Genomic DNA, 13,215 nt, shown 5'->3' with positions numbered 1-13,215 from the left:
CGCCGAAGCGGCGGTGCCGGTGTCGGCGGGCGTCCCCGCCGGGGTCGAAGTGTCGGCGGGCGGCGACTCCGCGAGGGACTCGGTGGCCGGCGCGGTCGTCTCGGACGTGGACGCGGGCGTGTCCGCGGCGACCTCGCCGGCGTCGCTCGCCGCGTCGCCGGCGGCGACCGGGGCGTCCGCGGCCGGGGCCTCGACGGGGGCGTCGGAGGCGGCGTCGCCGGCCGGGGCGGGCTCGGACGAGGCGGCCGGGGTCGGAGCGTCCTCGCTCACGGGGTTCGGGATGTCGAGCGCGGTCGGCTCGTCCGACGACGCCGGGGCGGCGGGACCGGTCGCGTCCGTGCCGGCGACGGGCTGGGAGGCAGGAGCCTCCTCGTCGGCGGACGTCGCGGCGGGGGTGACGGCGGGGGAGGGCTCGTCAAGGGCAGGCGCGTCGGCGGCGACGGCGGCTTCCGCCGTGGCCTCCTCGGGCGTCACGGCGGGGGTCGGATCGCCGTTCCCCTCTGAGGCCGCGGGCGCGGGCGTCGTGGCGGTCTCGGGCGTCTGATCCTCGGGGGAGGGCGTCTCGGTCATGTGATGGACCTCTGGCTGCTGGTGGGGCGCGCCGCGATTCGCATAAAAGGAGAGTTGCGCGCAGAGCAAGGCGACCGGGCGCGGCAAAGCGCCGGGAAGCCGCGTCGCCAGCATAGCGGTCCCAAGGCGCCAGTTCGGCACTCGTTGACGCCCGGGTGACTACTAGTGTTCACACCATGGCCGGCAGCAACGGAGACACCCAGCGCGAGCTCTTCCTGATCGACGGGAACAGCCTCGCGTACCGCGCGTTCTTCGCGCTGCCGGAGTCGATCGCGACCTCCGACGGACGCCCGACGAACGCCATTTTCGGCTTCGCGTCGATGCTCGTGAAGATCCTCACCGACTACGGCCAGGTGCCGACGGTCGTCGTGTGGGACGCGGGCATGTCCGGCCGCAAGGAGATCAGCGCCGACTACAAGGCCCAGCGCAGCAAGAAGCCCGACCTCCTGAGCCTTCAGTGGCCGCACCTCCGTCCTCTCGTCGAGGCCTTCGGCTACCGGAACGTCTCGGTCGAGGGCTACGAGGCCGACGACGTGATCGCCGCGCTGACCGAGCAGGCCAAGGAGCGCGGCGTGCCCGTGATGGTCGTCACCGGCGACCGCGACGCGTACCAGCTCGTTGACGACGGCGTGCGCATCATGAGCACGAGCCGCGGCGTGACCGACACCAAGGTCTACGACCGCGAGGCCGTGATCGAGCGCTACGGGATCGCGCCCGAGCTGATCCCCGACTTCATCGGCCTCAAGGGCGACACCTCCGACAACATCCCGGGCGTCCCCGGCATCGGCGACAAGACCGCCGCGGACCTGCTGCAGAAGTTCGGCGACCTCGAGGGCGTGCTGTCGAGCATCGACCAGATCACGGGCGCCAAGCGCAAGCAGAACCTGATCGAGCACGCCGACAACGCGCGCATGAGCAAGCTGCTGGCGACCATGGTCCGCGACGTACCCGTGGACATCGACCTCGAGGCCGAGTTCACGCGCGAGCCCGACCGCGCGAACCTGCGCGCCGTCTTCCGCGACTGGGAGCTGCGCGACCCGCTGCGCCGCCTCGAGGAGGCGCTCGAAGCCGCTGAGCTCGAAGCGATCCCGCGTCCTGAGGACGTCGAGAAGATCCAGGTCAAGACCGGCCCGGCGCGCAACCCGTCCGACATCACCCGCCTCAAGGGCGAGTACCTGGCGGTCGCGCTGCAGCCGCCCGAGATCCCCGAGGGCGAGCTGCTCCCGCGCGAGCCCAGGTGGCGCTTCGCGGCCTACGCGGGCGGCAACATCGCCCTCTCGGGCGAGGTCGACGACCCGAAGGTGCTCGTCGAGGCCGTCGGGGACCGCGCCGTGATCGCCCACGACGCCAAGGCGCTCACCGAGATCCCGCGCAACCTCGTCTTCGACACCGCGATCGCGGGCTACCTGCTGGACCCGGCCCGCCGCGGCTACCCGCTCGACGAGCTGGCCGAGGAGCGCGCGATCGCGGCCGAAGCCGGCGACGAGCTCGCCACCACCGCGGTCCTCATCCACGAGCTCGCGAACCGCCAGCGCCCGCAGATCGTCGAGCGCGGCCTGCAGGAGCTGCTGGACACGGTCGAGCTCCCGCTCGTCAAGGTCCTGCGCGAGACCGAGAAGGCCGGCATCAAGCTCGACACCAAGCAGTTGGAGATCGTCGCCACGCGCATCAAGGCGGAGGTGGCCGAGCTCGAGCGCGAGATCTGGGAGCTCGCGGGCGAGGAGTTCATCCTCGGCTCGCCGCAGCAGCTGCAGCAGATCCTGTTCGAGAAGCTCGGCCTGTCGCGCAAGCGCCGCGGCAAGACCGGCTACAGCACCGACAACCGCGTGCTGGAGGCGATCAAGGACGAGCACGAGATCGTCCCGAAGATCATCAAGTACCGCGAGCTGTCCAAGCTCGCGCAGACCTACCTGGACGCGCTCCCGAACTGGATCGGCGAGGACGGCCGCCTGCACACGACGTTCGAGCAGACGACCGCCGCCACCGGGCGCCTGTCGAGCATCAACCCGAACCTGCAGAACATCCCGATCCGCACGGAGACCGGCCGCGAGATCCGCGCCTGCTTCATCCCGGAGCCCGGCAACGTGCTGCTCAGCGCCGACTACAGCCAGGTCGAGCTGCGCGTGCTCGCCCAGATCGCCAACGAGCAGGTGCTGCGCGACATCTTCCTGCGCGGCGAGGACGTCCACACCGAGACCGCCAGCGCCGTCTTCGAGCTGCCCGCCGAACAGCTGGACGTCGGCATGCGCTCCAAGGCCAAGATGGTCAACTACGGGATCGTGTACGGCCTCTCCGCCTACGGCCTGGCCGACCGCCTCAAGATCCCGCAGGAGGAGGCGCAGGAGTTCATCGACCGCTACCTGGAGCGCTTCCCGGCGGTGGCGCAGTTCATGAAGGACGCGGTCGAGCAGGCGTCCGAGCACGGCTACGTCAGCACGCTGATCGGCCGCCGCCGCCAGATCCCGGAGCTGCGCGCCCGCAACTGGCAGGTCCGCAAGCTCGGCGAGCGGCTCGCGGTCAACACCGTCATCCAGGGCACCGCCGCGGACATCATCAAGATCGCCATGGTGCGCTGCTACGACGCGCTCGAGGCTGCGGGCCTGAAGACCCGCTGCATCCTGCAGATCCACGACGAGCTCCTGTTCGAGGGCCCGCCGGACGAGATGGAGCAGGCGACGGCTATCGTGACGCGCGAAATGGTCGGCGCGATCGAGATGGATCCACCGCTCGAGGTGGACGCGGGCGTCGGCGAGAACTGGCTGAAGGCAAAGTGAAGCGACTCATCCTCCTGGCCGCGCTGGCGCTCGCCGGCTGCGGCGGCAATGACGATCCCGAGCCCAAGGCGGCCGCGACGCCCACCGCCACGGCGACGGCCACCGCGACCCCGACCGCCACGGCCACGGCCACGCCCGCCGAGGAGCCCGCGATCGCCGAGGGCGAGTGCGAGGAGACCAAGTACAAGCCGGGCGACGACGAGGGCGGGACGGCCCACCCGGCGGCGAACTTCTTCGAGCCTGGGGCGGACAACCTGCCGTCCCAGGCCGACCTGGACCACCTTCTGGTCGCGGACAACGCGGTCGTGATCCTGTACGACGACGACCTCGAGCGCGAGCACATCGACGCGATGTCCTCGTGGTGGTCCACCGAGGTCACCGAGCGCACGCCCGTCGTCGTGCCCGACGACGCGCCGGACGCGCTCCCCGTGCGCGCGCGAATCGCGACCGTCGAGCTGCGCTGCAACGGCTTCGACCTCGACCGGCTGACGAAGTTCGCCAACCGGACGGACATCGAGCCGGTCAGCGGCGGCCACGGCTGAGTAGTCTCCCGGCCTCAAGGCCAGGAGGAGTGCCCACATGAAGCTCGAGAACGATTTCACCGTCCCCGCCTCGATCGACGAGGCCTGGGCGTTCCTACTCGACGTGCCGCGCGTCGCGCCCTGCCTGCCCGGCGCCACGGTCGATCCCGAGACCGACGACGACGGCGCCTACAAGGGCACGATGAAGATCAAGATCGGCCCGATCACCGCGCAGTACAAGGGCACGGTCAAGATCCAGGACGCCGACGAGGCCAACCACACGGTGGCGATGCGCGCGCAGGCCAAGGACGCGCGCGGCCAGGGCAGCGCTTCGGCCACGATCACCTCGTCCATGGAGGAGACGGCCGAAGGCACGAAGGTGTCGGTGGTCACCGACATGCGCGTCACCGGCCCGGCCGCGCAGTTCGGCCGCGGCGTGATGCAGGACGTCTCCGCGAAGCTCATGCAGCGCTTCGCCGACTGCCTGGCCGAGCAGCTCAGCGGCGGGACGGCCGAGTCGGAGGCGGAGGCCGTCGAGGAGAAGCCGACGGATACGCCCAAGACCGAGGATGCCGGCGTGCCCAGCGCGTCGAGCGGCTTGTCCAGCGCCGAGACCGAGTCCAAGGTCCCGGACGCGTCCTCCGGCACGCCCACGTCCACGACGCCTCCGCCGCGTCAGGCCGAGGACGTCCTGGACCTGGGGGAGGCCGCCGGCGGGGCGGTCCTCAAGCGCGCGCTCCCGGTGGTCGGCGCGGCGGTCGCGCTGCTCGTCCTCCTGCGCCTCATCCGCCGCTAGGTGAATCCCGAGCTCCAGCGCATCCTCGACGCGTTCCCGCAGGACGGCCCGCCCGCGCACGAGGTCCCGATCGAGCAGGCGCGCACCGCGCACCTGACCGAGACCGAGGTGCTGGCGGGGGAGGGCGTCCCCGTCGATCACGTCCGCGACGACGAGATCGCGGGCGTGCCCGTGCGCGTGTACGAGCCGGACGGGTGGCGCGGCACGGTCGCCTACCTGCACGGCGGCGGCTGGGTGATGGGGAGCCGCGACAGCGTCGACGCCGTCTGCCGCGCGCTCGCGGTGGACGCGGGCGCGCGCGTGGTGAGCGTCGACTACCGGCTCGCGCCCGAGCACCCGTTCCCGGCCGGGCTGCACGACGCGCTCAACGTCGTGAAGGCGCTCGACGGTCCGGTGGCGGTCGCGGGCGACAGCGCGGGCGGCAACCTGGCCGCGGTGGTCGCGCTGAAGGTGCCGGTGCGGCTGCAGCTGCTGATCTATCCGGTCACCGACGCAGCCCTGAACACGCCGTCTTACAGCGAGTTCGACGGCGACTACGGTCTCACGGCCGCCTCCATGCGCCGCTTCTGGAACCTCTACCTGGACGGTGCCTCCGGCCTGGACCCCGACGTCTCGCCGCTGCGCGCGGACCTGTCCGGGGCGCCGCCCGCGTACGTCATCACCGCCAGCCACGACGTCCTGCGCGACGAGGGCGAGGCCTACGCGGCCAAGCTCCCGCAAGCGGACCTGCGCCGCGTCGAGGGCTCGGTGCACGGCTTCTGGCGCTGGCAGACGACGGAGATCGCGCGCGCCACGGTCCGCGACGCCGCGCGCGCCGTCCGCCAGGCACTAGATTGACGCGCCGATGAGCTTCTGGCACCCGTTCGCGGACATGGCCGCCGTCTCGAAGAGCGAACTGCTGATCGAGCGCGGCGAAGGCGTCTGGGTCTTCGACTCCGACGAGAACCGCTATCTCGACGCGACCGCGTCGCTCTGGTACGCCAACATCGGCCACGCGCGCGCCGAGGTCGCGGACGCCGTCGCGGCCCAGCTGCGCACGCTCGAGGCCTACCACACGTTCGGCGACTTCTCGAACCGCCCCGCCAACGAGGTCTGCGAGCGGCTGGCGGCGCTCGCCCCGGTGGACGACGCGCGCGTGTTCCTCACCAGCGGCGGCGGCGACTCGATCGAGGTCGCGGCCAAGCTCGCCCGGCGCCACTTCATCAACCAGGGCCAGCCCGAACGCGTGCACCTGATCAGCCGCACGCACGGCTACCACGGCACGCACGGCTTCGGCACGACGCTCGGCGGCATCGAGCCCAACGTGACCAACTGGGGGCCGCTGATCCCGCAGGCCTCCGTGGTGCCCTACGACTCGCTGCAGGCGCTGGAGGCCGAGGTCCTGCGCGTCGGCCCCGACAAGGTCGCCGCGTTCTTCTGCGAGCCCGTGATCGGCGCCGGCGGCGTCCGCCTGCCGCCCGAGGGCTACATCCAGGGCGTCGCGGACCTGTGCGCCGAGCACGGCATCCTGCTCGTGATCGACAGCGTCATCTGCGCCTTCGGGCGGCTCGGCACCTGGTTCGGCGTCGAGCGCTGGCCGGACGTGCGGCCCGACATGATCACGTTCGCCAAGGGCGTCACCAGCGGCTACATCCCGCTCGGTGGCGTCGTCGCGAGCGGCAAGATCGCCGAGCCCTACTACAACGGCGAGGCGCCGATGTTCCGCCACGGCGCCACCTACGCGGGCCATCCCGCCGCGTGCGCCGCGGCGCTGGCCGTGCTCGACATCTATGAGGGCGAAGGGCTGATCGAGCGCGGGCGCGAGCTCGAGGGTCCGCTCGCTGACGGCGTCAACTCCCTGGCCGACCATCCCGCGGTGGCCGAGGTCCGCGCCGGGCTGGGCTTCCTGGCCGCGCTCGGGCTGAATCCGGACGCGGACGCCGCCGCTCCGGCGCGTTTGGTCGCGGGCGCCCGCGAGAAGGGTGTCCTCGTGCGTGCCGTGATCGGCGGCGTGGCCATGTCGCCGCCGCTGATCGCCGACCAGGAGCACATCTACCTATTGGTCGAGGGTCTGCGCGCCGGACTCGACAGGGTCTAATCCCTACCGGGGCGGTCGTGATAAGTTAGGGCCACCTAATGGCCTGGACCGCCGAGACACCGAAAGAAGAACTCGAAGCGTTTCCGACTTGTGGGTTCCGCGCGCGCCGCTGGCTGCGTTTCGAGCGGGACCTGCTGGCCTGGCTCGAGACTCCCGAGGGGCGTTTTGCCGCTTGGGAGGCCGCTCGCGCCACCACGGCCGAGTAAGGGAAACCTAACCCAGAACGGTGGGTAGTGTGTGGCTCATGCCCACTACCCGACACGCTTCTGCCGGCATCCTCTCGGATGCCAACGCCGCCAAGCGTGAGGAGATCGTTGCACTCCTGACGAAGGCGTATTGGATGGAGATGGAGACCGTCATCTCCTACCTCTCGAACTCCAAGAACCTCGACGGCGTGCGCGCCGAGGAGATCGCCGAGAACCTCGCCAACGACGTGACCGAGGAGCTCGGCCACGCGACGCTGTTCGCCGAGCGGATCAAGGACCTGTACGGCACGCCGCCCGGCTCGATGGACTTCACGCCGGAGCAGACGTACCTGCAGCCGCCGTCGGACCCGACCGACGTCGTCACGGTCATCCGTGGCGTCATCGAGGCCGAGGCCGGTGCGATCGAGCACTACAACCGCATCATCGAGGCCTGTGACGGCGTCGACTGGGCCACGCAGGACATGGTCATCGACATCCTGCGCGACGAGGAGAACCACCTCCGCACGTTCGAGCGGTACCTCTCGGAATACGAGTGACGCTCGCCTGACGGCTCGCGTCACCTGGGAGTCCTCGCCTGGTGGCTCGGACATCCCGCCCGCGGTCCGTCAGCGTTACGCGGCCTTGCGCTCCTCCACCCGCACCGGGGTGGGGGGAGCGGGGACCGCGAAGCTGGGCGGGGCGATCTCCAGGTAGTTCTGGAACGCCCAGTGCGCGATGCGCCGGCGCGTGAACGCGCGCGTCACCTTGTCCAGTGGCCGGCCGTGCAGGTGCCGGATCGACTGCTGGCACGCGTACAGCGACTCGAACTTCCACTTGTGGGACGCGGAGAAGGCGCCGTAGCGCTTGAGCGCGGCGGCCTTGTCCTGGCGGCCCTCCAGCACGGCGCGCAGCTCGCGGCCCGCCGCGATCCCGAAGTACAGCGCCGTGCGGATGCCCTCGGCGGTGAGCGGGATGCAGTGGCCCGCGCTGTCGCCCACGAAGAAGATGCCGTCCTCGACGGCCGGGCGGATGCGGTGCGGGATCCAGTTGCCCTGGTAGCCGTGCGGCTGCTGGGCGACGTCCTCGACCAGCCGCAGCGTGGGCTGCTTGACCGGGTCGTGCGGGTCGAAGGAGCCGACGCCGATGCGGACCTCGTCGCGCGCGGGGAACGCCCAGCCGTAGCCGGCGTCGACGTAGCGCGGGTCGATCCACAGCTCCAGGTCCTCGCCGGTGCCCTTCGGGTGGACCTCGAGGCCGCGGCTGAGCGGGCCGTCCGGCGGCTGGAAGTTGTCGCCGGGGCCGAGGACGCGGCGCCAGCCGAGCGCGTCGACGATCAGCGGAGCGGTCACGTCGCCGCGGTCCGTGCTCACCGTCTGACCTGTACGGCTGCTGACCTTCGCCGTCTCGAACTCCGCTTCACCGGTCTGCTCGAACAGCAGCTCGCACAGCTGCGGGTAGTCGAAGGTGGAGAACGTCCACGGCAGCGACCAGCGGGCCTTGCCGACGCGCGGTGTGTGCACCAGCAGCGAGTCGAACGTCTGCCGGATCGACGCCTCCAAGCCCATGTTGCGCAGCCATTCCGTGGGTGCCGCGCAGGCCGACGTCTGGCGCTCGCCGATCTCGTACCGGTCCAGGATCAGCACGCGCGCGCCCGACGCGCGAAGTTCGCGCGCGACCGCGAGGCCGGCGAAGGAAGCGCCGCAGATCAGGACGTCAGCATCCGCGCCGTGCGGAAAAGGGACGCGGGCGTCTCCGCGCTTCGTGGCTCGTACCGGCATTCCCGCTACAGTATCCAGCCGCTAATGGAAGCCACGCTCACTCCCCCTGCCATCTCTGAAGCCCGCGTCGTCGAGGGCTCCGACGGGATGCTCCTCGAAATCGACGGCAAGATCGTCCCGAATTACGACGCAACCATCGTCCCCTTCGAAGAGGGCGACGTCGTCACGGGCAAGGTCGTACGGATCGACAAGGACGAGGTCCTGGTCGACATCGGATACAAGAGCGAAGGGGTCATCCCCAACAACGAGCTCTCGATCCGCAAGTCGGTCGATCCCAACGAGGAGGTTGAGCTCGGCGAAGAGGTCGACGCTCTCGTCCTCACCAAGGAGGACCAGGACGGTCGCCTGATCCTGTCGAAGAAGCGCGCCCGTTTCGAGCGTGCCTGGCGCAAGATCGAGGCTGCCGCCGAGTCCGGCGAGCCGGTCAACGGCGCGGTCATCGAGGTCGTCAAGGGCGGCCTCATCGTGGACCTCGGCGTGCGCGGCTTCCTGCCTGCGTCGCTGGTCGACATCCGCCGGGTGCCGAACCTGGACGAGTACCTGGGTCAGACGATCCAGACCAAAGTTATAGAGTTGAACCGGTCGCGAAACAACGTGGTCCTCTCACGTCGCGCGGTGCTTGAAGAGGAGCGCAAGGAACAGCGTCAGGCGATCCTTGAGCGACTGCAGCCGGGCCTCATCATCGAGGGCCAGATCTCGAACATCGTCGACTTCGGCGCGTTCGTGGACCTGGACGGCATCGACGGCCTGATCCACATCTCCGAGCTCTCGTGGTCGCACGTGAACCACCCGAGCGAGATCCTGTCCATCGGCCAGACCGTCGAGGTCAAGGTCCTGGACATCGATCGCGACCGCCAGCGCATCTCGCTGGGTCTCAAGCAGACCCAGGAGGATCCGTGGCAGCGCGTCGTGGACACCTACCACGTGGGTGACGAGCTCGAGGGCGCGGTGACCAAGGTCGTGGCCTTCGGCGCGTTCGTGGAGATCCTCGAGGGCGTCGAGGGTCTGGTCCACATCTCCGAGCTGGCGCAGCAGCACGTGGAGAACCCCCGTGAGATCGTGGCCCCGGGCGACGAGGTCAAGGTCAAGATCCTGGAGATCGACTCCGAGCGCCGCCGGCTCTCGCTCTCGATCAAGCGGGTCGAGGGCCAGGTGCTGCCGCGCCGGACCGAAGGCCTGGAGGGCGACGCGGGCGATCTGGAGAACATGCCCGAGCTGGGCCTGTCCGAGGACGTGTTCGCCGAGGCGCCGGCCCCTGAGGTCGAAGGCGTCGAGCAGGTCGTCGGGGACGCCGCCGAGGCTGAGCTGTCCTCGACGGAGGAGACGCAGACCGAGGAGCCCGAGCCGGGCACCGCGGCCGAAGAGGCCACGGGCGCTGATCCGGAGGCTGAAGAGCAGCAGTGAGCGCGCCGCCGTTCGTCGGCTTGACGGGCGGCATCGGCGCGGGCAAGTCGGAGGCGTTGGCCGCGTTGAGTCGTCTCGGCGCGGCGACGATCTCCACGGACCAGGTGGTCCATTCGCTCTATGAGGACCCGGCGGTTCTCGACGCGGTCGTCGCGCGTTGGGGGCCGTCAGTCGTCGTCGATGGGCGAGTGGACCGGCGGGCCGTGGCGCGGTTCGCGTTCGCCTCCGACGAGGAGCGGGCGTGGCTGGAAGGGCTGCTGTGGCCGCTCGTGGGGGAGCGGGTGGCGGCGTGGCGGGCGGCCGAGTCCTCGAAGGGCCACGTGGCGCTTGTGGTGGAGACGCCGCTGCTGTTCGAGGCGGGCCTGGAGGGCAACTACGACGCGACGATCGCGATCGTGGCCGACGAGTCCGTGCGCGCGGCCCGCGCCGGCGCGCGCGGTCATGAGGCCCTGGACGAACGGACAGCGCGGCAGCTTCCACAGGCTGAAAAGGCCGCGCGCGCGACCTACGCTGTCGACAACTCCGGCACTTTGCGCGAACTCGAGCAGGAGCTGTCGGGGGTTCTTGCGAAGCTGAAGTCCTAGAGATGAGCGCCCAGCCCGCGACCACTGCCCGTTCCCGACCGGCGGCCCGCCGCCGGCCCTCCCGTGCGCGCGTGTGGAAGCGCCGCCTGATGCTGATGTTCGGCCTGCTCCTGGTGGGAGCGGCCGTGCTGACGTTGGTCGAGCCGGCCGATCACGCCGTGCGCGAGATCCAGCTGCCGCTGCGCCACGAGGACATCATCCGCCAGCAGGCGGCCGACAAGAACGTGGACGCCTCCCTGATCGCGGCGGTCATCTACACCGAGTCGCGCTTCCGCGACCAGACCTCCCACGCCGGCGCCAAGGGCCTGATGCAGATCATGCCGGAGACCGCCGACTACATCGCCCGCAAGTCCGGCGGCACCGAGTTCACGCGCGAGGATCTCGCGACGCCGCAGATCAACATCGCCTACGGCACCTGGTACCTGCGCTACCTGCTGGACAAGTACGAAGGCAACACAATTCTCACCCTGGCGGCCTACAACGGCGGCGAGGGCAAGGTCGACGAGTGGCGCGCCACGGCCGCCGCCCAGGGCGAGAAATTCAAGGTCGCCTCGCACGTGCCCTACAAGGAGACGCGCGACTACGTCGAGCGCGTCCTCTCCGCCCGCGCGGACTACCGCTCCACCTACGCCACCGAGCTCGGCCTCAACGACTGACTCGCTCGACGGTCCAGCCGCACGCTCCGAGGAGCGCGTCGCGGTGGGCGTCATTGGCCCGGGTGGCACGTCGGGCATGGCCGTGCCCGTCAATCTCGACGATCCGGTTCTTGCCAGGCCAGTGGAAGTCGACCTCGATCTTCGTGTTCACGAGCGGCTCGACCACCTGCCCCGCGAGAAACGCGTCCTCCTTCGCGCTGCGCGTGCCGGCGGAACCCTGGGCGCGGAGCGCGAGCGCGCGCTCGAGGCGGTGCAGGTGGCGGCGTCCATTGGCGCGCCCCATCGCGGCCCGGACGGCGCGCTCGTCGAAGCTGCGGCCCAAACGGTGACGTCCCGCTCGTCGAGGCGGCGCACACTGTGGTTCTTGACGCCCTCGAGCTTCCGGCGTCGGGTCGAGACGACGTCGATCACGGCGCACGGCCAGCGCGACACGCGCCACGCCTCCGCGGCGCTCAGGTGGCTGAGCGCCGCTCCGTCACCGGCAGCGAGGACCGCGGCCATCCAACGTCCCTCGCGCGAGAGCCCGGCGTGCCCGACGGCGTAGACCCCGCGGTGAACCCGGTGAAGCGTCCCTCGCGCGACCCAGCGCCGCACCGTGGTCTCGCTCACGCGCGCGAGCAGTTGCGCGACGGTCACGACCCCATGCTGTGTGGCGGCGATCGCGCTGATCTCCACAGGGGGTGCGTCATTCTGGCGCCACCTGTCGGCGGGTGATCGCGGCACCCCCGAATCCTCGCGCGGCCTGCTCGCACGGATCAACACGCGTGTGTGACGAGTACGTGCCGAAACTCGCACGGAATACGCACGGCGGCCCGAGCGTCCTTGCCAGCGTGGATACCGCCGCCCCCACATTCGCCCCCGGCACTGAGTTCGCCGGCTATCGCATCGAGTCCGTCGCCGGTCGTGGCGGCATGGGCATCGTCTACCGCGCCACACAGCTCGCGCTCGGCCGCCCCGTCGCGCTCAAGCTGCTCACGGCGCAACTCGCCGCCGACGACGCGTTCCGTGAGCGCTTCCGTCGTGAATGGGAGACCGCCGCCGCGATCGACCACCCCAACGTGATCCCGCTCTACGAGGCGGGCGAGTCCGCGGGGACGCTGTTCATCGCGATGCGCTTCGTCGACGGCGTCGACCTCGCGCAGCTCAGCGCCGACGTTGCGATGCCCGCGCCCCGTGCGGTGCGGCTCGTCGCGCAGATCGCCGCCGCCCTGGACGCCGCCCACGCCCGCGGCCTCGTCCACCGTGACGTCAAGCCCGCGAACGTCCTCGTCAGCGAGGGCGACCACGTCTACCTGAGCGACTTCGGCCTCTCGCGCGAGGCGACGGCGACCCGGTTGACCCGCACCGGCCTGTTCGTCGGCTCCACCGACTACGCCGCGCCCGAGCAGGTCCGGGGCGAAGCCACCGACGCCCGCACCGACGTCTACGCCCTCGGCTGCGTGCTCTTCCAGCTGCTCACCGGCTCGGTGCCGTTCGCCCGCAGCGGCGACATGGCGAAGATGTACGCCCACATCACCGAGCCGCCGCCGCTCGTCAGCGACACGCGCTCCGAGCTCGTCGCGTTCGACGCGATCGTCGAGCGCGCCATGGCGAAGGAGCCCGACGACCGCTACCAGTCCGCCGGCGAGCTCGCCCGCGCCGCGCTGGCCGCGGCCGGCGTCGCCTCGGACCCGCCGCCACCAGCGGCCGACGTCCGCGCCGCCACACCCCGCGACTCCGCCCCGGGCTGGGACACCGCCCCGGTCGGCCTCGCCTCGATCACCCCTTCGGCGGCAGCGCCGGCCGGGTCGAACCCCGGTTGGGCGACCGGCCGAGTCGACCCGGCGAAACCGGCCGGCGGCGCGGGGGGGCCGGGGGGGGGGGGGGGGGC

General features: G+C 70.9%; 13 protein-coding genes and 2 pseudogenes. 11 read left to right on the top strand and 4 right to left on the bottom strand.

All coding sequences use genetic code 11. The features are described from left to right. Positions 1-570 (bottom strand): annotated as a pseudogene (locus tag OJ962_RS33415) (hypothetical protein); the annotation flags it as partial. 176 nt (positions 571-746) lie between these two features. Between OJ962_RS33415 and polA the strand changes: the two are divergent. Genes polA through OJ962_RS33380 form a run of 7 tightly spaced genes read left to right on the top strand, consistent with a single transcriptional unit; the run spans position 747 to position 7,480 of the window. Further along, on the top strand, positions 747-3,344 hold the full coding sequence (gene polA, locus OJ962_RS33410) for a DNA polymerase I (protein ID WP_202953929.1): 2,598 nt from the start codon (positions 747-749) through the stop codon (positions 3,342-3,344). After that, complete coding sequence (locus OJ962_RS33405; protein WP_202953930.1) at positions 3,341-3,886, top strand: hypothetical protein; 546 nt, start codon at positions 3,341-3,343, stop codon at positions 3,884-3,886. The genes polA and OJ962_RS33405 overlap by 4 nt, the downstream gene beginning before the upstream one ends. Before the next feature lie 37 nt (positions 3,887-3,923). Beyond that, on the top strand, positions 3,924-4,661 hold the full coding sequence (locus OJ962_RS33400) for an SRPBCC family protein (RefSeq protein WP_202953931.1): 738 nt from the start codon (positions 3,924-3,926) through the stop codon (positions 4,659-4,661). Further along, positions 4,662-5,498 (top strand): alpha/beta hydrolase, encoded by an 837-nt coding sequence (locus OJ962_RS33395; RefSeq protein WP_202953932.1) that lies wholly within the window; start codon positions 4,662-4,664, stop codon positions 5,496-5,498. It begins immediately after the preceding gene. A 7-nt stretch (positions 5,499-5,505) separates the two neighbouring features. After that, a complete protein-coding gene (locus OJ962_RS33390) occupies positions 5,506-6,738 on the top strand; it encodes an aminotransferase family protein (protein WP_202953933.1) in 1,233 nt (410 codons plus the stop codon). A gap of 38 nt (positions 6,739-6,776) precedes the next feature. After that, on the top strand, positions 6,777-6,944 hold the full coding sequence (locus tag OJ962_RS33385; protein WP_202953934.1) for a hypothetical protein: 168 nt from the start codon (positions 6,777-6,779) through the stop codon (positions 6,942-6,944). 38 nt (positions 6,945-6,982) lie between these two features. Next, entirely contained in the window at positions 6,983-7,480 is a 498-nt protein-coding gene (locus OJ962_RS33380) for a ferritin-like domain-containing protein (protein ID WP_202953935.1), read from the top strand. 75 nt (positions 7,481-7,555) lie between these two features. Here OJ962_RS33380 and OJ962_RS33375 read toward each other — a convergent pair whose 3' ends face one another. After that, positions 7,556-8,701, bottom strand: a complete 1,146-nt coding sequence (locus tag OJ962_RS33375) for an NAD(P)/FAD-dependent oxidoreductase (RefSeq protein WP_202953936.1) — start codon at positions 8,699-8,701, stop codon at positions 7,556-7,558. 87 nt (positions 8,702-8,788) lie between these two features. On the opposite strand from OJ962_RS33375, the gene rpsA reads away from it, so the two are divergent. The 3 genes from rpsA (at position 8,789) to OJ962_RS33360 (ending at position 11,345) form a co-directional block, all read left to right on the top strand. Further along, on the top strand, positions 8,789-10,105 hold the full coding sequence (gene rpsA, locus OJ962_RS33370) for a 30S ribosomal protein S1 (protein ID WP_407697560.1): 1,317 nt from the start codon (positions 8,789-8,791) through the stop codon (positions 10,103-10,105). 20 nt (positions 10,106-10,125) lie between these two features. Further along, positions 10,126-10,689 (top strand): dephospho-CoA kinase, encoded by a 564-nt coding sequence (gene coaE / locus OJ962_RS33365; RefSeq protein WP_255525840.1) that lies wholly within the window; start codon positions 10,126-10,128, stop codon positions 10,687-10,689. Between the two features lie 71 nt (positions 10,690-10,760). Next, positions 10,761-11,345: a lytic transglycosylase domain-containing protein gene (locus tag OJ962_RS33360; protein ID WP_270006915.1), complete on the top strand. Its 585-nt coding sequence runs from the start codon at positions 10,761-10,763 to the stop codon at positions 11,343-11,345. Here OJ962_RS33360 and OJ962_RS33355 read toward each other — a convergent pair. Then, positions 11,335-11,667 carry a DUF559 domain-containing protein gene (locus OJ962_RS33355; protein ID WP_270006914.1) on the bottom strand — a complete coding sequence of 111 codons (333 nt, stop codon included), beginning with the start codon at positions 11,665-11,667 and terminating at the stop codon, positions 11,335-11,337. The genes OJ962_RS33360 and OJ962_RS33355 overlap by 11 nt on opposite strands. A 224-nt stretch (positions 11,668-11,891) precedes the next feature. Then, positions 11,892-12,197 (bottom strand): annotated as a pseudogene (locus OJ962_RS33350) (type IV toxin-antitoxin system AbiEi family antitoxin domain-containing protein); the annotation flags it as partial. Between OJ962_RS33350 and OJ962_RS33345 the strand changes: the two are divergent. Continuing rightward, positions 12,176-13,215, top strand: a 1,040-nt coding sequence (locus OJ962_RS33345; RefSeq protein ID WP_270006913.1) for a serine/threonine-protein kinase, incomplete at its 3' end; no start/stop codon positions are given. The pseudogene OJ962_RS33350 and the gene OJ962_RS33345 sit on opposite strands and share 22 nt — an antisense overlap.

This window comes from Solirubrobacter deserti (genome assembly GCF_027587175.1).
GTDB classification, from domain to species: domain Bacteria; phylum Actinomycetota; class Thermoleophilia; order Solirubrobacterales; family Solirubrobacteraceae; genus Solirubrobacter; species Solirubrobacter deserti.
The sequence above is the reverse complement of the archived record's forward strand: the minus strand, read 5'-3'. Positions and strand labels throughout refer to the sequence as shown.